Source organism: Leptospira ilyithenensis (assembly GCF_004771005.1).
Lineage (GTDB): Bacteria > Spirochaetota > Leptospiria > Leptospirales > Leptospiraceae > Leptospira_A > Leptospira_A ilyithenensis.
This window is the reverse complement of sequence record NZ_RQHV01000052.1, coordinates 1-21989: the sequence shown is the minus strand read 5'-3', so window position 1 is coordinate 21989 and position 21989 is coordinate 1. Positions and strand designations below refer to the sequence as shown.

Genomic DNA, 21989 nt, shown 5'->3' with positions numbered 1-21989 from the left:
ACCGGAAACTATCGATCTCTTTCATGCTTTACTCTTGGTTATTTGGTTCAATCGGAAATAAAGATGGATAATCTCACTCATTCGATTTTTCTTTTTTGCAATCGAAGAGAAGATATATATTATTCACCTTCTGCGAAAAGCCTCGACCTAATTAATGAAAAAGAAGTAGAGCGAAGTATTAGAAAACAATTTTAAGGATAACATTCGTCCACTTGCATACAATTGGAAATCATTCGATTCAAACTGTGGGCCTTTCGGTGAACGATGTTCATTATTACATCTACTTCTCGCCACTTATCAATTCCCGTAACGATCCTTTGGAAAAAAATTTCCTAAAACTCGACAAGTGTTTGGTTTCTTCCTTGACAGATGGGTGATGGAGTCGCTGAATTTCCAGGCAAAGTTTAAAATTTTTTACGTCCGATGACAAACAACGGTGAGGAGAAAATTTAAGTGATGTTGGCAAAAATTGGGTTTCTTTGGAATCGTCTGCAAAAAGGCTTTGCCAAATTTGTATCGTTTGTTCTAGGTCCCACCGAACGTTTCGTAATGCGACACAGAATTCTGAATGGCACTTTGTTTGCGGGAATTTTTGCCATGGCAGTGGGGTTAGGCTCCGAATTTTTTAGAGAGGGTTTTGAAACAGGTGGACTCATTGCCCTGTGGATTGCTTTTGGATTTGCATTTGTATTCTATTACCTGGCAAGGTTTTTATCTTTATTTAGAACTCTAGTCATTCCCACTTTTATCATTAGCACAATGACTGCGTTATTGCAGATCAAATACAGTGGTGGTATCGTCAGTGCAAACATAATGTTATTTTCACCAATATTGATATTGAATATGTTAATCCTTGGCAAAAAATTTGATTGGATGGCTATCGTTTTTTTTGTCGCAATCGTATTAGGCGTTAGTATCTCACAAAATCAAAGTCCGGATTGGTTTTCCGATTATTCATCCAGTATTGCACGCAGTGAAGATTTTTTGATCACCTCAATTTCCGTTTTATTATTAACCGGACTCATGCTTCGAACATTGAATCGCTCCTATGAAGACGCAATCAGTGAAATTCGGAAACTCAAAGACCAACAAGATGCAGATTATTTTCTAACATCTTTATTGATCAATCCGCTCGCAGGGATTCGTGTCCAATCCAATACTTTAAAAATATCTTCATACATTAAACAGAAAAAAACATTTCAAATTAAAGATAAAATTTACGAGTTAGGTGGTGATATATCAGTCGCAGACCAAATTATCCTTCGTGGCAGAAGTTATTCTGTTTTTGCAAATGGTGATGCGATGGGAAAATCGATGCAAGGAGCGGGCGGAGTACTCGTTTTTGGAACTGCCTTTCGCGCGCTCATCGAACGAACACATCGTGAAGGAATACTTTCTGATTATTTTCCAGAACGATGGTTACGTTCCGCACTTAATGATTTGAATAAAGTGTTCGAAGGTTTTGCCGGTTCGATGTCAATGTCATTAATCCTTGGCCTTGTAGATGAAGAAAATGGATTTATGTATTATATCAATGCGGAACATCCTTTCCCCATTCGGTTAAGGGGAGGTAAAGCAAGTTTTTTAACTGAAGAAGCAACCAATTTTAAATTGGGGCTGCTTAGAGAAAAAGCAAGGATAGAAACCACTTGGATTCGACCTGGAGATACTATCATCATCGGTTCCGATGGTCGGGATGATTGGAAATATGGGGATGAAATCTCCGAATCTAAAATTATGAATGAAGACCACAGGATAATTTTACAATTGGTCGAAAAATCGGAAGGAGATTTGCAGCTGCTAGGTGAGATTCTTGAAAAGACAGGAGAACTGACCGATGATTTATCACTTCTTAATATACGTTTCGAACCTAAGCAGAGCATAAAAGAAATCAGGGACGAAAGCTCTTTGAAGAAGTCTGCTTTTTTATTGAAAAACAATGAAACTGAGGGTGCGCTAGCAATCCTCACTGAATCAACGGAAAAAAATTCGTTAGATCCTGCGTTATGGAAATTATTATTTCGCACACATAAAATTTTAAATCATGCGAAGGAAGCAGGGCAAGCAGCAGAGGTGTTTTCTAACCTCCATCCTTCCGGGCTACAAATGATTCTGGAAGGTGCTGTACAGTATGCAAAGGCAGGTCGCATAGAAAATGCGATTGATATGGCGGAAAGAATTTATAGTCGGAAACCAGATGTGATCCCTGTCCTAAAACTTCTAGTTCGATTGTATAAAAAGTCCAAACGTTTTAAGAGGTCAGAAGAATACCAAATGGAATTAGAACGATTGTTAGTGAATAGTTGATTTTTATTGGTTCAACAATCTGCGAGCGGATAAAAACCAACTTGAATTTACGCATAGGATTTTTTTAGAAAACACACTACTCTATCAATCAATTATCCTAAGAATAATTTACACCATTATTTTTAGCATAGCTACATACTTCTTAGTTGCGAATTTGAAACAAGGAAACGATAACGAAATACTAAAGAACAATTTTATTTCTTTCAAAACTATTTGGATATTCGGACTAACAATATACTTGCACTGCCAATGGCACTCGGAGAACCCGGACTTGCAATATGGTTGATAATAAAAGGTGGAAAAACAGAATAACAAAAATCCGCCTAACTATCAACATGTACACCACTGAACAAAACGTACGACGACCAAATTTCAATTCATTGTTGTATTCAATGGATTTAGTCGCCTTTAATGAGAAGCTTACCGTCGTGCGTAAGCCTGCCCTTGCGCTTTCACTTCATACATCGATTCGATCAGCGACTGATACTTGGCAGTGACTACATGCCTCTTAACAGAGAGTTTTGCCGACAATTCATCGCCAACATCAAAAGCCTTTGGAATTAACCGCACTTCGACAATCTTTTCGAAACTCTTGAATCCGTTCTCTGTGCGAATCGAGTTCTTTACTTCCTGCAGGATCTTCTCGTGAACTGCCTTGCTAGCTGCAAGCTGTTCGTAAGTAGATCCGTACTCTGCAAACTTTTCGAGCGCGGGCAGGATAAGAGCGCCTAAAAATTTCTGATCCTGGCCGACGACCATAACATGATCGATAAATGGTGATTGGACGAGTTTGTTTTCAATCGGCACAGGTTCGATATTTTCTCCGTTGAGGAGCACAATCGTTTCTTTTGTTCTGCCAACAATTTTAAGAGTATCGTTGTAAGTCATTATTCCAATATCTCCTGTGTTAAACCAACCGTTGTTTGCAAGAACCTTGGCGGTGACTTCGGGTCGTTTGTAGTAACCCTTCATGATCTGCGGTCCACGCACGTATATTTCACCTTTTGCTCCTTTTTTTGGTGGATATAATATTTCACCAGTCTCTATATCCTTCAATAGGATTTCGGTTTCAGGAATTATCGGCCCTACACTGCCAACTACCAAATGTTTGGGTGTACGGAATGCGAGTCCCGGTGAAGTTTCTGTCAATCCGTATCCCTCTAGCACTGGAATTCCTATCGTGTTAAAAAATTCATCGATATGAAAGGGTAAAGATCCCCCGCCGGAAACCGAGCCTCGCAATTTCCCACCTGTCGCTTGTTTGATTTTCCTTAATACGATCGCATTAAGAATGAGATAAGGAATGAGGAACACGATGATTGAAAATAAAGAGAAGACAGCGAGTGTGATGGACTGCACAAGATTCCGGCCGCTAAGATCCAATCTATTCCCTTTAAAGAAATGCAGCGGCCTTTGAACGCGAAGAGCGCTGCCATAGGCTATTTTGAATAATATCTTCTTTATAAAAGAACCCTCTTGGATCCTCGACTGTATACCTTGATAGAGATTCTCCCAAAGCCTTGGCGCCGAGGCCATGAAAGTAGGTTTCACAATCGATAAATCTTCGCGGATATTTTTCACGTTGGTATAATATTGCGAGGCGCCCATGGCGATCGTTCCCATCTGAAAAACCCTTTCGAAGCTGTGCCACACAGGTAGAATGGAAAGAAATCGATCTTTAGGACCGATATCAATCGGAATATTGCGTAACTGCGAAATCATGTTTGCATGAGTTAGCATGACTCCCTTGGGTTCTCCCGTGGTTCCGGAAGTATAAATGATCGTAAATAAATCGTCAGGTTTAATATCAGCGACTCGTTCTTCTACCCTTCGGTCACCTAATTCCCGTAAATTTTTTCCCTTCGCGATGAGATCAGCCATGTTTGTTGTTTTAGGAATTGGCCCGGCTTTCGGGTCTATTTGCACCTTACCATTCGGATTGCCTTTTCCGTTTGTAGTAATGGAGTCGCCATCAATAAGGATAACATGAGTTATGTTTTTAAGATCTGCAAAATTCTTCTCGATCTTTCGCAGCGTAACTTCATTTTCTACGAATACCATTTTTGCATCAGAATGCGGTAGAATGTATCGAATATCGCCGTCCGTTACGTCAGTGCCACGCGGAACATCCGCAGCTCCACTGAGTAATATCCCATAATTGGTGATGATCCATTCTTTTCTATTGTCCGAAAGAACGGCTACATGATCACGAGCTTTCAATCCAAGGTCGATTAACCCAGTGGCAAGCGCGACACCAGTTTCATATACGTCACGAAAGCTTATCGTAAAAAATTGTTTATCTTTGTTTCGTGTTCCGAATGCCGGCTTATCGCCATACTTCTTGGCACTATCGTAATACAATTCCGCCAGATTTTTGGCTGTGACTTTTGAACTCATATCTTCTTGCTCTCCGATATCAAATATAATATCAGAAATACAATATCAGATTTTTGAAAAACGATCTTGAACGCAGCGGCTATTTCGAAAAGAAAATGGCATTGAAGGGTTCTTTCATTTTTGTAAAATCGGAAGGGCCGACACCGAATGATCGGCGAAAAACACGCGTAAAGTGAGACTGATCCGCAAATCCTCCCTCATGCGCAGCGTCAAGCAAGTGCGGATGATTCGCCAAATAATCTACCGCCTTCTTTGTTTTTAACCAAAGTCGATAAGCGGAAAAGGGAACACCCGTTTCCCTGCTAAAAAGATGACGAAAACGTTCTACTGATAAGTGAGCTTCTGCTGCCAAGCGGGTGAGCGAAAAATCCTCGAGCTCTACATTTTTAATACTCTTCTGAATGCGTGCATCAATTTCGCGACTTGTAGTTCTTGCAAAATCCTTATTGATAATGTCAAGAAGTTGCGTGCGGACTTTCGTATCCGATGAATTTAGAATTTGTTTGATTCGATGTTTTACAGTTTCTGTGAATAGATCTCCGACTTCAAACGATGAATGATTTACTTCCAAACTTCTATCATGGAAAAGATGATATCCTGTTGTTAATGGATTCAAAAAAAGCAGAGTTAGATTGCCTTCCACGCGTCTCATTTCGTGACTCACACCGGAGGGAATAAAGACTGCATTGTATGTCTTCCACTCACCGCTTTGCGTCCGTAATTCAATGATGCCGGAATCAGGTAGACTGATCTGAATATAAAAATGGCTATGCCGACCGGTTGAAAATCCATCGCCGCGATATGTAGCAAAATCATCCCAAATCAAAAATTGCTTCATAGTATTGAATTCGGAAGGTTTGGATTTAATCATGCAAGCAAAAATCAATTTCGCTCACTTCCCCATTTTGGCCCTTCTCCCAAAAGTGGACACGTATATAGGCAGCTTTAGAACAATTATGCTAGGTATAAGAAGTAGAAAACAATATATGATTTTATCTACGGAAGTCCTTCATTATCAATAAACTAAAAACGCAAGGAATGGTATGAGCAGTGTTGAAAAATTCCATAACCACACAAAATAAGTTAATAATCATTAGTTGATATATTGCTATTTTTGGAATGGAAAAACGATCGGGCAACAATTAGCGATGACTTGTTGGACTCCGTCAATGATGGCCTGGAAGCGTTTTAAAATATTCTGCGGATCTGGTTCATAGAAAACTTGTTTTCCTATTTTGGTTCGATTTAAAATACCAGCTTCGGAAAGGAAAGTTAAATGCCGTGAAACTACAGATTTGTCCAAAGGAAGATCTTCTGCAATTTGGCTTACATCAGCTCGGCCCAAAAGGATCACTTTCTTTAAAACCGTCACTCGGCTCGAATCCGATAAAGAATTTAAAAACTTTGAGTCAAGTATTTGATCTAAAAGATCCAAATGAATTTCTTTTGAGGATTTTGTATGCTTTCGATTGGGGGGATTTCCCTTTCTTCTAGCATTAGAAAGGGCAGAGCTATCATTGCCTTTCGATTTGGGGCTAAGCATATAGATTGAATCAAACCAACGATTTCGAAAATGTAAAGAATAATTAAAAAAGGGTTTGTCATTTTTAACATATGTATAAGTGTGCATTTATGCATATGCATGCAGGGGATGAAGATTATGGAAATTGTTAATCTTTTAAATATGATTGCCATATTGATTGTTATCTACGCAATGTTTGGGTTTTTTGATGCCATCATTTTGCATCTATGGAAATTTCAATTGTATAAATTCCGAGAAACTCGAAAAGAGCATATTTTGCATACCGTACGCTCTATTCTATTCCCTATTATCATTCTTGGAATGTTGGTTTTTCAACTCCAAGGAATTTTTTTGTATCTATTTTTAGCCATTGTCGTTTTTGATCTTCTCTTTCAAGCTTGGGATATGTGGATAGAACGGGAAGCAAGACAAAGGTTTGAAGGGTTGAGTTCATTAGAATACACAATCCATGGAATCTTAATATCTTTACACTCCGTATTCTTGACTTTGTTTGTTCTTTATCATTTAGAAAATAACCATTTCCAAAGCTTTAAAGGGGGGATTGCCTTTTTAGATTATTCTCTCTCTTTCTTCATTGCTTGGAATTTACTACCAGGTGCTTTTATCATTGGGACTTTGCATATCATTCTTCTTCATCCTTATTTTACCAAGGATCACGGATGGGAAAAATATTTCCGATTCCGCCTAACATTACCTGGGTTGAATTAATCCTATCATAAATTCATAAACAAAAGTCATGATAATAAAGATTCCGCTTATTGTGCTTTCGCTGATTTCCATGTTTTCAATTGGTCTTCAATTTTCTAAGGACAAAAAAACAATATTAGATAAGAATTTAGCATTGTTTGCAATCATTTTAAATTTGATTCTAATACCTGGCATAGCTTATCTATTGATTCAGGTATTTCAATTGGAAGATGTTTATCAAATCGCCATCTTACTCTGTGCCATTTCTCCTGGAGGAACTTCAGGTGCAATATTCATCATAAAGTCAAAGGGGGATCCATTCCTGGGAGGTATTTTGATCCTAGGATTGAATACAATTGGTTCAATCTTTATCCCAATCATTGTTTCTTTGTCTTTGAATCTAAATGCAGAGGATTCCTATCTCATAATCTTAAAACTATTGTCCATTGGAATTGGTATCCAAGGACTACCACTTTTATTTGGAGTTTTAGTTCGGAACAAATTGGATATCAACCATAGCGTTTGGTCACACAAATTGAATCAATTTGCCAATTTACTTTTACTATTTTGTATTCTGAGTTTAAGCATTGAAAACTATAGACACCTATTGGAAATTAGCTGGGACGTGACCCTTACTATTCTAATTCTCACTTCTATTGCATCCAACTCGGGACTTTTATTTTATAAACTTCCCATGAATCTTCAATCCGCCATCTCAGCAGTTACTGGAATTCGAAATTTAACCATTGCCCTTGTGTTGGCTGAGTTCCTTTGGGATGATTCTGCTATCAGTTTAGGAATTATGATTTATGGGGCGCTGATGTACATTGTTGCTTATTTAAACAGTATTTTTTGGAGGAAAAAAATAACTGTTTGAAAAGAAAAACTGTGGAAATTTTTTATCGATTTTTTCAAAAATAAAGTTCCCTTTAAGCCAATTCGCTTCCTCTAATGAGGAATCTGTTTTGAATATAGGTCCTTATGAATTTGGATCGGTCGGTCTTACCTAAAGTCGAAGAAATTTCCTAAGCGGTTAATCATACCCTTGGTGGTTACCATACAATGCATTTGGCATGCGATTGTTGTTTCCGAAGGAGAGTATGAGGACCCTTCCAAGGAAACCTGGGGCCTTGCATTTATGAAACGAGCCGGGGCGAGCGGAATTGGTCGGCCCTTCTCATTTGGCCATCGAGTATTAGATAGCAAAATAGGAGATGAGTATTGGGGTGAAGTAACCAGTGCCATTACCGCAACACCGTTGTGTTAACCCGCAAAAAATCCGAGCAAATCCAACCACCGAATTAGAACTTTGTCGTTTTTATTCAAGACGATTTCTTTTTCCTTAGTTATGATACCAGCATAACAAATAAGAGAGTTTGAATTATGGAAAAACAAAAATCCTTAAGCATCCCAGAAGGTTACAATACGGTGAATCCTTTCATGATTACTGACAAGGCAACTCTTGTGATTCAATTTATCACAGAAGTTTTTGGCGGAGTCGAATCAAAAGAAGCACTCATATACGATGACGACGGTTTGGTCTTATACAGCGAGGTGCGGGGGTAACACAACCATTATGTTAGCCGATAGAAAAAAAGAATGGAGGCTGACACCTAGCTTTTTGCAAGTCTATGTTTCCAACTTAGATGAGGTATTAGAACTTGCCCTCGCACACGGAGCTGTCATCATCACGAAACCAACAAAAGAAGCAACTTATATCCATGATACGCTTTTGGAGGCAATGAAGGGACTGGCGAGTTGGCTATGCGGTCGCTCCCTAACGCATCCATATCTATCATAGAAGACTGTTTTGAATTGAGTCAGCGATCCATTCTATCACGCGATTTTTGTTTTTTAATTTCTTTAGCCAGGCCTGATTGAACTCAAGTTCAATTCCTAGATATTTTTTAGGCGAGAATGTACGTCTTAATTGAGTTGTGTGTCCATCAGAAGTACCTCGATACGGATAGTTCATTTTTATAATGACATTTGGATCGTTCGCTTGAAAAGACAGTTTGAGTTGTTTAGCAACGTTCGTCTCAAGTGGCCTACGCGGATCGTAGAGGATTCCAATTTCACAGTTTCTTTTTTTACCATCAAGAATAGGTACAAACGAATGAATGGACAGGTGCAAAACTTGAGATTGTTTTTCGACAATTACCCTTGCATTTTCACGAAATGGACGATGAATCGTCGAGATAATTTTATCTTTTGTTTCCTGAGGGAGGCGTTTCGTAATTTCTGAAAATGCTTTTCTATGATTGATCGAGCGATTGAGATCTATAACAAGCCTTGAATGACTACCTTCCAATAAAGGTGCTTTCAGCTTGCGTTTCAATCCGCGTGCCATTTCTAGAGCGCCTTCATCCCACCCGCGATGGGATTGTAGTAGTCTCTGTTTCCCTTTAAAAATATTTTCCATATCGGGAGGAAAACTATTTCTTGCATGTTCGCAGGTAAGAAGGACCTTCATTTAAGGTTTAACATCCGTTTGCACCGTCCATTGGTTATCAAGGCGTTGCGAAAGATCAATCGGATCGCCGACATTAACAGAACCTTTTGTAATTTGATAGGCCCATATCTCGAAGTGACTTAAAGTCGCTCCACCATAAATTGTAGAAAACGCTCCGTCAACAGCATCCAAGCCGCAAGAAACTTTGACTCGACCGATGCGCGGCACGTGAAACCGCGGGTCACTTATATACCAACGACCACCTAAATAAACTTCGGCATAGGCATGAAAGTCCATGTGCCCTTTTACATCAGGGAATCCGATGTCCGGAAGATGACCAGTAACATATCGAGCAGGCAGATTGAAAGTACGATTCAGAGCTACGGCTAAATGTGCGAAATCTCGACAAACACCATAACCGCGATTCAACACATCTCCCGCCGACAAATCGGGACGACCAGAGAAGTAAGTATATTGAATATTATCATGTAACCACCGACTGATAGCTTGAACTCGCGGTAGACCATGTTCGATATGACCAAATTTTTCCCAAGCAAAATTAGTCAGTTTGTCGGAGTCACAGTAGCGACTTGGCAAAGTGTAGCGTAACAATTCAGGAGGGAGTTCTTCAACCGCAACTGGAGAGCTATCCGTAAAATCATAGTTATCTGGCATTGAAACAACTGCAACTATCGCATCGTGATGAATGATGTTACTACCAGGACGCAGTGCAAGTCGATATACGCGGTTACCGTGTGAATCAACATATTCTTCCACTGACTGGTCAGAGCCCAAGTTTAACGTTTCAGCAATGATCAGATGCTGACGATCACGTAATGGCTGAATGTTAAGTAACAAAGTCGACGGTCCGGTAGCTTCATAAACCAGATGGCAACCCACCCGTATCCTTATATCAAAAACTGGCGGATTCAAAGGTGATTGTTTCATTACTAATTTAGAATGGTGAATTGAGTATAGTCCAACATAAAACCGTTTTCATTTATAAAACTGTGTATAAACATACGGTTTTGTAGAACGATTGAACTCTGTTTTATGATATTCCAGAAACAGAACTTAACTTTTAGGATTGTATGACGTACTAATTGATTTATAAAATGACTATGACAAACTCTTCGCTGGGTAAAATATTAGATTCCTCATGCCGATCCGTCCAAGATCAAATAGGTTCAGGGAATTGCCGTTCTACTCTCTGGTAAACAGATGATGTTTCGAAAAATTGATTTTAAAAATGCGAAAACAATAACGAATGATATGATTGAACATCTTTATCTTGGAATGAAACCGTAGAACTTCGGTTTGCTTTAGTTCACAGTCAGTCCAATTTTGTATCTTGTGGCTCGCTCATCCTCCCATCCGGGTCGGAATTCGCTACCGCGTCCATCCATGGACGCTAGCCCCAAGCTCCAAAATTTTCCTTCCTGGTTCTATCTACAAAAGCAAACATACGTTAGTTGTTACTTAAGGCGCGGATGGATTGTAAAATAGTGAAGGGGTAATTTTAAAGATTTGCTCGGGCGTTCCCGGTTATCTTCAGTTAGGTGAAAATTACTCAAGAATGGGTCGGGCTACTTCGGGGTGCGCTTACGCTCCCGTCCCTTCGGGACCTTACGCCCTCCGTATCCCTAACGCGGGAAGTCACTTCCGATTAACAAACATTAACTTTTTGAATTATAAAGAATCAATGTCTTCCGATTTCCGTCCCAGGGCGACAAAATTTCTTTTCTAAGCTATCAAATTGCAGAGTTTTGATTCATCGGATAAACCACAAAACACTGTGAGCTGCCCAAGGATCTTTGACTTTTCGATGGTATAGCCTATTTTTCAGCACGACCAAGTAGAAAGCCGTAAGACATAAAAGTATAAAAAAAGGTTGACCATTCTCGTTATATAACATATACGTTATATAACGTATCATTTATGCTAGCCCTCGATTCCACATTTGCCGCTCTCGCCGACTCGACCAGAAGAGCTATCCTTATGCGACTCGCAGAAGGAGATGCAACGGTCATGGAACTCGCAAAACCGTTCCATATGAGCCAGCCCGCCATTTCGCGGCACTTAAAGGTTTTGGAAAAAGCTGGCCTTGTCTCAACAACAATCCGTGCGCAAGAAAGACCGCGTAGGCTCGAAACCGTACCACTCAAAAACGCTACCGATTGGATTGAAAAATACCGCCAGATGTGGGAGAAACGATACCAGGCACTGGATGGATTGCTCGAAGAACTGAAGACGATACAAACAAAAGGAGATTAACAAAAATGAAAACAGACCAAAAAGAAGTGAAAGTAGAACTTCGAGGTGAAACCGAAGCCGTGTTTACACGCTATTTCGCCGCGCCGCGTGAATTGGTGTTCGACTGCCATACCAAGCCCGAGCTGATGCGCCGATGGCTGATCGGTCCCGAAGGCATGGTATTGGAAACTTGCGAGCAAGATCTTAAAGTCGGTGGCAAATACCTCTATCTCTATGCGGACGCAAAGGGAAACAAATCTGGCGTTTATGGGAAATTTCTGGAGGTGCTGGTGCCTGAAAAAGTCGCCAATACCGAAAATTACGTCATGGACATATCGACTTTCCATCCGAATGGTCCCGAGGATCCGAACGCTACCGTCGAGTCGCGTACTTTCACAACCGAAGGCAATGCAACGCTGCTAACACATGTATGCAGATATGCTTCCGCCGAAGTGCGCAAGATGATGCTTGAAGGTGGCGCTTGCGAAGGCATGTCAGAATGCTACCTGGAACTTGATCGATTGTTATTAAAGCCTACGTAAAGCGAACTACATTCCCAACTCCTGCTCACGGGACGTCCTGTCCCGATTCGCGAGCTACGCCCTCGTGGCTTCGCTTCCGTTGGGAGCGTAGTTCGCTAAGGGTTACTTATTCTAATATTAATATCCTTACAAAATAGCATTACTGCTGTTAAAGTAACTCGACCCTCTGAATAGATTTTTGGAAGTATCTAAAAATTATGTAACCGTATTCGAAATATAAGAATGGAACCGAAGAAAAACTCACGAAGGCGAATAGCCCCCAGCGAACGGGAACCAGATTTTTTAGAGATCCCTCCCCTTTTTCCATTGTGTGGCATCCAGGATAATCACCAAGATGTCTCAGGGATTCTCAATGTCGAAGGCAATTTATACTCTATCGTCGTGGATCAAGACCACCACGATCATAGAAAAAGATTCACAATAGCACATGAATTGGGTCACTACATTTTACACAAACCGGAATCCATTCATGTGGATAAAATGTCTTTTTACCGTTCGCCTCTATCCTCTACTGCTCTAGACAGACTAGAGATTGAAGCCAATTGATTTGCCGCTGCCCTTTTGATGCCAAAAGATTTAGTAATCCAGGAAATCGAAAAGTTTATCGAAGAAAATGGCGCCGGCGTATTTGAGGAATCACTCGATAATGGCAAAGATTTAATCAGTAATCTTGCCAAATCTTTCCAGGTAAGCCCGATGACTATGACTCTACGTCTTCAAAACTTAGGAATACTAAGCGGGTTTTAATCTATTGTAACAAAAATAAATTCCCCTACGGCAACTCGTCCAATCCCAACTCCTTCAAAAATCCATTGTGTTTCTTCTTTGCCTCAAGAATCTTTTTTTCGAGCTCCACAAGTTCCGCATGTACCTGATCAAGTTCAATGGCTTCATCTGTCTTTGCAGTGCTGATATAACGAGAAATATTTAAATTATAATCGTTCTTTTCAATTTCCTTCATTCCTACACGACGCGAATACTTATCTTCTTCTTTTCGGAATTGGTAGGTCGAAACTATCTTTTCAATATGTTCTAACGAAAGTTGATTTTGCCGTTTACCCTTATCAAAATATTCGCTCGCATTGATAAACAAAATATCATCAAATTTTTTACATTTTTTCAAAACGAGGATACAAACAGGAATTCCAGTCGAATAGAATAAGTTAGCTGGTAAACCAATCACAGTATCAATATGCGAATCTTGTATGAGTTTGGTACGGATTTTTTCTTCCGCACCTCCTCGAAAAAGAACCCCATGCGGAAGGATGATGGCCATGGTGCCTTCATCGCTTAGAAAATGAAACCCGTGGAGTAAAAAGGCAAAGTCTGCCGCCGATTTCGGTGCAAGACCATAGCTCTTATACCGAAAATCTTCCCCTAACGACTCAGATGGCTCCCATCGCAGACTAAACGGAGGGTTGGCCACAATGGCATCGAAATGCATCTTCTTTGCCGGATTTGGGTTATTCAGTAATTCCCAGTCGTTTAACAAAGAATCGCCATGGTGGATTTCAAATTCAGTATCTTTCACCCCATGGAGGAGCATATTCATTCTTGCCAAGTTGAAGGTAGTGATGTTTTTTTCTTGTCCGAATATCTTTCCAATACTACCTTCTTCTTTTAGAATTTGGTTTCGCACATTTAATAATAAGGAACCGGAACCGCAGGCAAAGTCCAAAACGTTCTCTAGTTTTTTCTTTTTACCCGTGCTTGGATCTTGGCTGTCCAGAGTGACAATGGCAGAAAGAATACTGGATATTTGTTGTGGTGTATAAAACTCTCCCGCTTTTTTTCCCGAGCCTGCAGCAAACTGCCCGATCAAATACTCGTAAGCATCACCTAAGATATCCAAGTCGGAAGAAAACTGCCTGATTCCTTCTGCTATTTTTGTAATGATGACACAAAGTTTTTTATTTCTTTCATCGTAGGTTCGCCCAAGTTTTTCAGAACTAAGATTGATTTCAGAAAATAGTCCCTGGAAGGCACTCGCAAACGATTCTTCTTCAATGTATTTAAAGCCAGCCTGTAATGTTTTTAACAAATCCTTGTTTTGCGTGCGGGCTAGTTCCCCAATATGGCTCCATAAAAATTGAGGTTCCACTACATAGTGGAGTTTTCGGCGCATTTGTTTTTCAAAATCTTTGGTATCTTTGGGATTGGCCTCATACCATACATTCAAAGGAGTGCTATTGTCACCTGCTTCTAGTTTTGGGTAATCCTTTCCCAATTCCTTTTTTGCTGCAGCCTCATAATTGTCCGATAGGTAACGCAAAAATAAAAACGAAAGCATATAATCGCGGAAGTCATCCGCATTCATAGAACCACGTAGTTGGTCTGCGATGTTCCAAAGAGTTTTGCCGAGTTGATTTTGTTGAGGTTCTGTCATGGTTGTTAATATTTACTTTTTATTGAAAACTTTTAGAGTTTCTTTCCATTAACTAATAGAAAAATCGAATTTTGTTTTTAATTTACTTAATATTTCATCAAATATACGTCGATCATCATTGTTTAGCAAGGATGATGTTTCGGTATAAAATTTCTTATGGGAAAGCGCATTCACTCGATCTGCTGTTTGACTGACATCTTCAATTTCAATTTTATCGAGAACGTAGCTAAAATATCCCTTTCCAAGGAATGAGGATACATTTTCTAGCAACTGGCGCAATAAGGCGAAATGAAATGGCGATACTTCGTTACTTACTTTTGCTTCATTCAGCAATTGAAATAGTTTGAGATGATAAAGAAAAGTATCTTTATTATCTTTCACAATTTTCAGATTTGCGGATGGGTCCTGCCTAAGTATCAATGTTTGAAACTTATTTTCAAATTTTTGCTTTTGATCTCCTTTCTTTAGCCAATCATTCAAGATTGAATATAACCCAGCGTGGTGAGTGGTGATGATTACTTTCCTTTCTTTAAAATGATTTTGAATTAATTCAAAAATCAAATTTGCTGTAACAAAAATATTGTGCTCATCTAAGCTCGAAACGGGATCATCAATGAAAATAAATTCGGATTGATTGTCGAAAAATTCTCCGATTTCAAAAAGTGCTAATACGAAGCACCAGACAAATATTCTTTCTTCGCCTCTAGAGATTTTTATCGGGAACTCAGGCTCTTCCTCATCTATTTCAATTTGATTTATTTCTTCCTCATTGTCTTTTTTTTTCTGCGGTAGAATTGGGAAAAAAGAAACAGATTCTATTCCTTGTTCTGGATTTTCATTAAAATTAAAACGAAATCTATACTTTGGTAAATAAGCTCTTAAATTTTCGCTAATTAGATCCTCAGTGAGTGAACTATGGAACCGATTGAATATGCTATTTTGCACTTTTAACTGAACATTTCGCCCTTCATTTGCCGAGTCATTATCCCAAACAAATAAATCCTCACTAAACGCGTTATAATAGACACCAGTATTGCTACCATCCTCACGCTTGGTTTCATCCTTATAAGCAATCGATAGCCTTGTCTTTCCAGTAGAATTGAAAGCATAAATCAAAATGATGTTTTCTGAAGAATGAACTAATGTTTGAGCAAGTTCTTTATGATCCATTCCCTCACTCCCCCATCACCGGGAACAAACCCTGCAACAAACCCTGCTTATGTGACTTCAACCCTTCCAATTTCTGCGACTGCTCTTGGATCAATGCATCCAAAGAAGAAAGACAATCGGCGATCTTTTGTTGTTCAAGTATGTTTGTCGGAGAAAAAACTGAAATTTTTACAAGATTATCCACGGATAGTCCTGGCTGAGCTTGTCCGGTAGCATATTGATTTAGATTCATTTTAAATAGCTGATAATATAACCATAAATTATTAATGCCTAAGCCAGGAACACACACCAATGCATGTTCCGTTGCATGGAATTTACCTTTTACATAGTTAACATTTCCACACAAGGCACCTTGTCTTCCTACTAAACTATAAGAACCATCATGTGTATAAGTCTTAGTAAATCCTCGTATTCCATTTCCACCATAGCAAGGAAAAAGACCTTCGATAAAAAATTCTTTAATCTCCGTTGCAGAGACGAACTGACCTGCCTTCATGACACACACCTCCCCTAACTTCCTCTTCTCCCATTCCCCTGCATCTTGAAACTCTGGAAACCGCAATTCAGGAACTGTTTCCCCTTCTGCAGGAAACAACTTTTGCAATAAACCTTTCTTATACGACTGAAGCGACTTTAATTTTCGGGATTCGAGTGAGATCACTTCATCTAACAAGGAAAGGCAATCGGCGATTTTTTGTTGCTCGGGGAAGGCGGGGAATGGAATATGCAATTCAGAAAACTGCTTGAAGCTAACCATTTTACCATCACGAATCCCTTCGATATTTTTATTCAGTCCTTGAATATACTTAGGTGTCTTAAAAAAATGCCTATAGAAGTGATCGTATAATGGTTTAATTTTTCTTAGTATAATGTAAGCTGGACTACATATCCCCAGGTAATTCGAATACTCAATTCCACCTTGGAATGATCGCAAACTTATAATAAAGTCACCAGGTTCGACAACCTTGTAGCTCTCGATACTCTTTTCTGTGACTGAAATTTGATAATCAATTAGATGACGCGGGATTGCTCCATACTCTTGTGTAATAGCAAGTATAGGCAAATTTGAATCATGATTTTTATTTGTAATTGAAGCAAAAAGAAAATCTCCGCTAACCTCCTCCCATTCCCTCGCATCCTTAAACTCAGGAAACCGCAAATCAGGCACTTTTTGTTTTTGGGATATTTTTTCTTTTTGTTTCATACAATGCCACCTAACAGGCCAATCAATCTTTTCATATATTTTTAGCGACCGAAGTTACAGAAAGTTTGCCTTTCTCCTTCCGTGCCCAAGTGATCAAATTTGGATTGATGGCAGCAGTATTCCTACTCACTTTGCTAACACCTGAAAGAGTCCCAAATTGATATAGTAATTGGTTCGTCCCATTTTTTGTTTTTTGAGAAATCCCTGTTTGCAAAGTTCTTCTAGATACTTAGCGGCAGTAAGACGAGTCACTCCTAAATCCTTTTCAATAAATTCAATTTTTGTATAGGGATGATAAAATAAATTATTTATAAGATCCTGGCTATAAAATTTACAAGAGGTGCGGATTCTATGTTTATAATCCAACATCACCAGTTTGATGGACTGTATGGTTTCGATGGTTTGTTTAGAAGTTTCTTCTACACCAGTGAGTATAAATAAAATCCAAGACTCCCAATCATTTTTGTCTCTCACACCTTGTAAGAGTTCGTAGTATTGCATTTTATTTTTAATAATATAACGACTCAAATACAAGATAGGAAGCGTAAGAAGATCCTTCAATACAAGATAAAGAATATTAATGATCCTTCCTGTCCTTCCATTTCCATCGTAAAACGGATGTATGCTTTCAAATTGATAATGAATCACAGCCATTTTGATTAAATCATCCACCTCGGACAGACTGTCATCATTGATATAAGCCTCTAAATTTTTCATAAAGATTTCGATCTCATCCAACCTTTGAGGTGGTGTATAAACCACTTCTCCTGTCAGTTGGTTTTTGAGATCCGTTCCAGGTAATTTTCGATAGCCTGCCTTATTTTTTTCCAAGATTTCTTGGATTTCCAAAACATGATTTCCAGTTAAAAGTTTGGATTCTTTGACGAGAGCAAATCCTTTTCGAAGAGCAGTCGCATAGTTCCCGACTTCTTTTGCCGCCGGGTGGTTCGTCTCCTCGGGAAATAATTCTTCTTTGAAAAGTTCGTCGTCTGTGGTGATGATATTTTCTACAGCGGAACTATCCTTAGCCTCTTGTAAGGAGAGAGCATTGATCAAAATGGTCTGGTTCGGAATGCTAGAGGAAACTCCTTTCAATTCTGCTAAGTATCTCTGGGCTGATGGCACTTTCCGAAGAACTGCCTTGGTCTCTAATTCGAAGGACGGAGGTAACTTTTCTAAAACAAAACCTGCATTCACAAGAAACCCCTATATGTATAAAAAACATCGTTTTCTATACATATCAAACAGATTCTGTATAATTTTCCCTTTTTTCTATGCATATTCGGTATTCCTACTCATACACAGAGAGTCCCGATATCTCTCTTCCTTGGGCTAACTTCTTTAGCAAAGGAACCAGGTCTTCCATAAGTGCCAGCTCCTTTTTAGTTCTTTCTTTCCAACCCAACTCAAAAGGAGCCATCAAATCACTCAAAACTTCCGCATCAAAAATCATCCGATCCATAATGGATTTTACAAATCCTTGTAAGGCGGCTGGTTCTAGTTCGTGATCTTTTGCAGTCCTTGCCAGTTGGTTCTGGAATTTGTTTGCTTTAAATTGGATGTATCCTTTTCGAATTTCCTCTTCGCTCAGAGGCTCGCCCGCTTTTAAAGTTCCGATATATTCAATGATTTCGTCACGTTCTTCCATCAAATTGGAGCTAGAAGAAAGTAGACCAACGAGCTGCTCCCTACTCATTTTTTGTTTGGATGTTTTTTGTGTGTATCTTGCAATCAGCCCCATGATGTAATCATAGTCGATGATAGCAGATGCAAAAAGGACAAATTCAAAATCCAATTGATGGATCACCGTCTCCAGTTCGTTAGGTCTTTGTTCAACTTTGAACCTCTGCGCAGTATCTAAATATACCCCCCGGAAACCACGAAGTGTATCCTGCGAAATCACTTTTTCAATGGCTTCCGTTTGTTCATGGGAAATATCGGTATATTGATCCAGTTGTGTTTTGATTCTTTGCACTTCTTTGAAAAGATTGATGAATTGACTTCTTGCCTCATTCCCCTGCAAATTATTTACCTGTTCCGGTGCAAAAGACAAACCTTGCGACTTCATAAACTCATTCAAGTTAGAAACTGCATTTTCGAACTTGGTAATGACGACAGGCGCTGGATCAACTAACCAAATTTCTTTGGCTCGTTTGGCCTCTTCTCCTGAAAAAAGGGCAATGGCATCATCGACCGCATTCTTTTGGTTTCTAAAATCCAATACATTCCCATAAGGTTTTGTATCATTGAGTATTCGATTGGTTCGAGAAAAGGCCTGGATGAGTCCGTGGTATCGTAAGTTTTTATCAACATACAGAGTATTTAGGTATTGAGAGTCAAAACCTGTAAGCAACATATCCACAACAATCACAACGTCAATTTTATTGTGACGCGGATAATCTTTGTTAGAGTATTTTTGATCTTTGATTCTCTTCTGAACATCTTGGTAGTACAAATCAAAATCACCCATTTTGTGATTGGTGTCGTATTGTTTGTTGTAATCCGAAATAATCGCAAGTAAGGCGGCCTTCTTTTCTTCTGGTGCCTCCTTATTATCCTCTTTCTCTTGAGGTAAATCTTCTTGGATTTGCTGGACGTCTCTATTCCCTTCCGCTGGAGGCGAAAAGACACAAGAAACTAGAAGAGGGGAGTAATTTTCATCCTCCACTTTTTTTTGACTCTGGATCTCCTTAAAAAGCCCATAGTATGCAATTGCCTCATTGATGGAAGCTGTTGCGAAAATTGCATTAAACCTTCTATTGTGAGTTGCTGTATCGTGTTTTTCTAAGATAGCCTCAACAACAGCCTTCCAGGCAGCTGCATCTGTTACTTTTACGCCTTTTTGCCCTCTCAATTCTTCTTTAAAATAATCTACATGAAAGCGCAATACGTTTCTATCATCAATCGCATGCGTGATCGTATACGCATGAAGCCTTTTTTGAAACACATCCTCCGTTGTAATATAAGAAGCCTGATCCCCTTGCACCTGCAAGTAACTGGAATTTTCACTAAAAATAGGTGTCCCCGTAAACCCAAACAATTGCGCCTTGGGGAAAAAATCTTTAATCGCACTGTGATTTTCACCAAACTGAGACCGATGGCATTCATCAAAAATAAATACAATACGTTTGTCGCGGAATGGCTCCAATCTTTCTTTATAGTTGTTTCTTTGTGTCCCATCAAGAGCAAGACCCAATTTTTGAATGGTAGTTACTATCACTTTATCCGCATAGTCTGTAGAAAGAAGTCGTTTAACTAATGTTTCTGTATTTGTGTTTTCCTCAACACAACCATCTTGGAATTTATTAAATTCTTCCCTCGTCTGCCGATCCAAATCCTTACGATCCACCACAAATAAACATTTTTCAATGTTAGGATTATCTTTTAACAAAGTAGAGGCTTTGAAAGAAGTAAGTGTTTTTCCACTACCCGTAGTATGCCAAATGTATCCGTTTCCTCGGTTCTGCTCGATGCAATCCACAATCGCTTTCACCGCATAGATTTGGTATGGACGCATGACCATCAATTTTTGTTCACTTGCAACCAGAACCATATAACGACTAATGAGTTGGGCCAATGTGCATTTAGGCAGGAATTTTTGTGCAAATTCATTTAAGTGAGTAACTTTTTTATTATCTTCTGTCGCAAATTGATAGATAGGTAAAAAACGTTCATCCGCATCAAAACTAAAATGTTGGTTCTGATTATTTGCAAAATAGTATGTGTTTGATTGATTACTAACGATGAATAATTGAATAAAACAAAGAAGAGAATTCGTATACCCGTTACCGGGATCATTTTTATAGTCAACAATCTGTTGCATGGCTCTTCGTGGACTGATTTCCAAAGTTTTGAGTTCAATCTGAGTGATCGGAATTCCATTTAACAATATTATAACATCATACCGATGATAACTTTTTTCTGTGTTGATTCTAAACTGATTGATGACCTCAAAATTATTTTTGCACCAATCATTGAGATTTACAAGAGTATAATGAAGTGGGGTTCCGTCCTCTCTCTCAAAGGTATTTCTTTCTCTAAGTAGTTTTGAAGAAAAGTAAACGTCAGCATTGACGATCTCATCCCTAAGGCGGGCAAATTCGGAGTCAGTTAAATTGACTTTATTTAATTCTTCGAAATGTCTTCGGAAGTTCTGCTCAAGAGTTTCCTTATTTCGAATTTCTGGTCTATATGTATATTTTAAATCACCAAGTTTTTCAATTAGCTTATGTTCGATATCTAACTCAGTGACCATTTAATTTTCCAAACTAGAATTATTCTAAAGTTACTAATTTTCGCTTAACTCTTACAAACTTTACTATAAAGTCAATTGATTTGATTTTATTTAAATAACAAAAAGCAAATGTTAAGTGAATTCAATTACATTCACCTAAAACCACCGATCCTTACTACAATGAATTATTTTAAATTATCCGTCGGACAAATTATTCTAATCTAATTAAAATTTATATTCAAATAAACCTTCGCGCTTTTTATTCGAATTATTTAGCTCCCCCCTCTGGAAACAAAAAAGCCTCCGATCTTACGACCAAAGGCTTTTCCAACATGTTATACGACAAAGTATTTCTTGCTTGCTGATCTTCACCACCTCTTCCCTCCTTTTCACTTTCCTAATCCTTTAACAAATTAGGGAAAGCCAAAGCTCCATCCCTTCCCAACTCCTGCTCACGGGACGTCCATGTCCCGATTCGCGCGCTACGCCCTCGTGGGCTTCGCTTCCGTTGGGAACGTATTCCGCAAAAGGTTACTGATCCAATTCGAAAATACATTCCGTACATAAAGAAAGCCCGAACCTTAACGATCCGAGCTTCTTACTCATTCAACTAATATACGACAGTGAATACATTCAATGGTCAATGCCAGCGGAGCACAAAGCAGCATTGGCTTGCGACTGCGAGCTCGCGACCTGATGCGTGACCCATAGGAAGCGGGAAAATGCGGTAAGCGAAGCGTTAGCATTTATCCGCCTAAAACAAAAAAGCCTCCGATCTTACGACCAAAGGCTTTCCCAACTTTATACGACAAAG

General features: G+C 39.1%; 19 protein-coding genes. 9 read left to right on the top strand and 10 right to left on the bottom strand.

Going from position 1 to position 21989, the window contains the following annotated elements; translation table 11 throughout:
• Positions 1–456: 456 nt before the first annotated feature.
• Complete coding sequence (locus tag EHS11_RS12475) at positions 457–2307, top strand: PP2C family protein-serine/threonine phosphatase (protein WP_135764748.1); 1851 nt, start codon at positions 457–459, stop codon at positions 2305–2307.
• 420 nt (positions 2308–2727) lie between these two features.
• On the opposite strand, the gene EHS11_RS12470 is transcribed toward EHS11_RS12475, so the two are convergent.
• The 3 genes from EHS11_RS12470 to EHS11_RS20025 all read right to left on the bottom strand — a co-directional run bounded on the left by EHS11_RS12470 (position 2728) and on the right by EHS11_RS20025 (position 6076).
• Positions 2728–4704, bottom strand: coding sequence for an AMP-dependent synthetase/ligase (locus tag EHS11_RS12470; RefSeq protein WP_135764747.1), 1977 nt, complete (start codon positions 4702–4704; stop codon positions 2728–2730).
• 79 nt (positions 4705–4783) lie between these two features.
• Positions 4784–5542, bottom strand: coding sequence for a helix-turn-helix transcriptional regulator (locus EHS11_RS12465; protein WP_135764746.1), 759 nt, complete (start codon positions 5540–5542; stop codon positions 4784–4786).
• A 270-nt stretch (positions 5543–5812) separates the two neighbouring features.
• Entirely contained in the window at positions 5813–6076 is a 264-nt protein-coding gene (locus EHS11_RS20025) for an ArsR/SmtB family transcription factor (protein WP_210413686.1), read from the bottom strand.
• A gap of 288 nt (positions 6077–6364) precedes the next feature.
• Here EHS11_RS20025 and EHS11_RS12455 point away from each other — a divergent pair, with 288 nt between their 5' ends.
• The 5 genes from EHS11_RS12455 to EHS11_RS12440 all read left to right on the top strand — a co-directional run bounded on the left by EHS11_RS12455 (position 6365) and on the right by EHS11_RS12440 (position 8735).
• Entirely contained in the window at positions 6365–6955 is a 591-nt protein-coding gene (locus tag EHS11_RS12455) for a hypothetical protein (protein WP_135764744.1), read from the top strand.
• Between the two features lie 28 nt (positions 6956–6983).
• A complete protein-coding gene (locus EHS11_RS12450; protein WP_135764743.1) occupies positions 6984–7811 on the top strand; it encodes a hypothetical protein in 828 nt (275 codons plus the stop codon).
• Positions 7812–7979: 168 nt separating this feature from the next.
• Positions 7980–8201 (top strand): hypothetical protein, encoded by a 222-nt coding sequence (locus EHS11_RS19860; RefSeq protein WP_167884433.1) that lies wholly within the window; start codon positions 7980–7982, stop codon positions 8199–8201.
• A 116-nt stretch (positions 8202–8317) separates the two neighbouring features.
• Positions 8318–8500, top strand: a complete 183-nt coding sequence (locus tag EHS11_RS12445; RefSeq protein WP_135764742.1) for a hypothetical protein — start codon at positions 8318–8320, stop codon at positions 8498–8500.
• A gap of 10 nt (positions 8501–8510) precedes the next feature.
• Positions 8511–8735 carry a VOC family protein gene (locus tag EHS11_RS12440; protein WP_135764741.1) on the top strand — a complete coding sequence of 75 codons (225 nt, stop codon included), beginning with the start codon at positions 8511–8513 and terminating at the stop codon, positions 8733–8735.
• On the opposite strand, the gene EHS11_RS12435 is transcribed toward EHS11_RS12440, so the two are convergent.
• Together EHS11_RS12435 and EHS11_RS12430 are read right to left on the bottom strand one after the other, a co-directional pair.
• Positions 8730–9407, bottom strand: a complete 678-nt coding sequence (locus EHS11_RS12435; protein ID WP_135764740.1) for an N-formylglutamate amidohydrolase — start codon at positions 9405–9407, stop codon at positions 8730–8732. The genes EHS11_RS12440 and EHS11_RS12435 overlap by 6 nt on opposite strands.
• Positions 9408–10334, bottom strand: a complete 927-nt coding sequence (locus EHS11_RS12430) for a transglutaminase-like domain-containing protein (protein ID WP_135764739.1) — start codon at positions 10332–10334, stop codon at positions 9408–9410.
• A gap of 990 nt (positions 10335–11324) precedes the next feature.
• On the opposite strand from EHS11_RS12430, the gene EHS11_RS12425 reads away from it, so the two are divergent.
• The 3 genes from EHS11_RS12425 to EHS11_RS20340 all read left to right on the top strand — a co-directional run bounded on the left by EHS11_RS12425 (position 11325) and on the right by EHS11_RS20340 (position 12727).
• The gene (locus tag EHS11_RS12425; protein ID WP_135764738.1) at positions 11325–11660 is read left to right on the top strand and encodes an ArsR/SmtB family transcription factor; all 336 of its coding nucleotides are present in this window, start codon (positions 11325–11327) and stop codon (positions 11658–11660) included.
• Between the two features lie 5 nt (positions 11661–11665).
• Positions 11666–12181, top strand: a complete 516-nt coding sequence (locus EHS11_RS12420) for an SRPBCC domain-containing protein (RefSeq protein WP_135764737.1) — start codon at positions 11666–11668, stop codon at positions 12179–12181.
• Positions 12182–12403: 222 nt separating this feature from the next.
• On the top strand, positions 12404–12727 hold the full coding sequence (locus tag EHS11_RS20340) for an ImmA/IrrE family metallo-endopeptidase (protein ID WP_135764736.1): 324 nt from the start codon (positions 12404–12406) through the stop codon (positions 12725–12727).
• 226 nt (positions 12728–12953) lie between these two features.
• On the opposite strand, the gene EHS11_RS12410 is transcribed toward EHS11_RS20340, so the two are convergent.
• The 5 genes from EHS11_RS12410 to EHS11_RS12390 form a co-directional block, all read right to left on the bottom strand.
• Positions 12954–14567 (bottom strand): type I restriction-modification system subunit M, encoded by a 1614-nt coding sequence (locus EHS11_RS12410; protein ID WP_135764735.1) that lies wholly within the window; start codon positions 14565–14567, stop codon positions 12954–12956.
• A 48-nt stretch (positions 14568–14615) separates the two neighbouring features.
• On the bottom strand, positions 14616–15737 hold the full coding sequence (locus tag EHS11_RS12405; RefSeq protein WP_135764734.1) for an AAA family ATPase: 1122 nt from the start codon (positions 15735–15737) through the stop codon (positions 14616–14618).
• A gap of 4 nt (positions 15738–15741) precedes the next feature.
• Complete coding sequence (locus EHS11_RS12400) at positions 15742–16941, bottom strand: restriction endonuclease subunit S (protein WP_135764733.1); 1200 nt, start codon at positions 16939–16941, stop codon at positions 15742–15744.
• Between the two features lie 126 nt (positions 16942–17067).
• Complete coding sequence (locus EHS11_RS12395; RefSeq protein ID WP_425460586.1) at positions 17068–18066, bottom strand: Fic family protein; 999 nt, start codon at positions 18064–18066, stop codon at positions 17068–17070.
• A 166-nt stretch (positions 18067–18232) separates the two neighbouring features.
• Complete coding sequence (locus tag EHS11_RS12390) at positions 18233–21196, bottom strand: type I restriction endonuclease subunit R (RefSeq protein ID WP_135764731.1); 2964 nt, start codon at positions 21194–21196, stop codon at positions 18233–18235.
• Positions 21197–21989: the final 793 nt, after the last annotated feature.

Excerpts from the sequence above, each read along its gene's own strand:
- EHS11_RS12455 (WP_135764744.1), top strand. The coding sequence starts at position 6,365 with ATGGAAATTGTTAATCTTTTAAATATGATTGCCATATTGATTGTTATC.
- EHS11_RS12440 (WP_135764741.1), top strand. The coding sequence starts at position 8,511 with ATGTTAGCCGATAGAAAAAAAGAATGGAGGCTGACACCTAGCTTTTTG.
- EHS11_RS12410 (WP_135764735.1), bottom strand. The coding sequence starts at position 14,567 with ATGACAGAACCTCAACAAAATCAACTCGGCAAAACTCTTTGGAACATC.
- EHS11_RS12450 (WP_135764743.1), top strand. The coding sequence starts at position 6,984 with ATGATAATAAAGATTCCGCTTATTGTGCTTTCGCTGATTTCCATGTTT.
- EHS11_RS12430 (WP_135764739.1), bottom strand. The coding sequence starts at position 10,334 with ATGAAACAATCACCTTTGAATCCGCCAGTTTTTGATATAAGGATACGG.
- EHS11_RS12475 (WP_135764748.1), top strand. The coding sequence starts at position 457 with ATGTTGGCAAAAATTGGGTTTCTTTGGAATCGTCTGCAAAAAGGCTTT.
- EHS11_RS12390 (WP_135764731.1), bottom strand. The coding sequence starts at position 21,196 with ATGGTCACTGAGTTAGATATCGAACATAAGCTAATTGAAAAACTTGGT.
- EHS11_RS12435 (WP_135764740.1), bottom strand. The coding sequence starts at position 9,407 with ATGAAGGTCCTTCTTACCTGCGAACATGCAAGAAATAGTTTTCCTCCC.
- EHS11_RS12445 (WP_135764742.1), top strand. The coding sequence starts at position 8,318 with ATGGAAAAACAAAAATCCTTAAGCATCCCAGAAGGTTACAATACGGTG.
- EHS11_RS20340 (WP_135764736.1), top strand. The coding sequence starts at position 12,404 with ATGGAACCGAAGAAAAACTCACGAAGGCGAATAGCCCCCAGCGAACGG.
- EHS11_RS12425 (WP_135764738.1), top strand. The coding sequence starts at position 11,325 with ATGCTAGCCCTCGATTCCACATTTGCCGCTCTCGCCGACTCGACCAGA.
- EHS11_RS12400 (WP_135764733.1), bottom strand. The coding sequence starts at position 16,941 with ATGAAACAAAAAGAAAAAATATCCCAAAAACAAAAAGTGCCTGATTTG.
- EHS11_RS12465 (WP_135764746.1), bottom strand. The coding sequence starts at position 5,542 with ATGAAGCAATTTTTGATTTGGGATGATTTTGCTACATATCGCGGCGAT.
- EHS11_RS12405 (WP_135764734.1), bottom strand. The coding sequence starts at position 15,737 with ATGGATCATAAAGAACTTGCTCAAACATTAGTTCATTCTTCAGAAAAC.
- EHS11_RS12420 (WP_135764737.1), top strand. The coding sequence starts at position 11,666 with ATGAAAACAGACCAAAAAGAAGTGAAAGTAGAACTTCGAGGTGAAACC.
- EHS11_RS12470 (WP_135764747.1), bottom strand. The coding sequence starts at position 4,704 with ATGAGTTCAAAAGTCACAGCCAAAAATCTGGCGGAATTGTATTACGAT.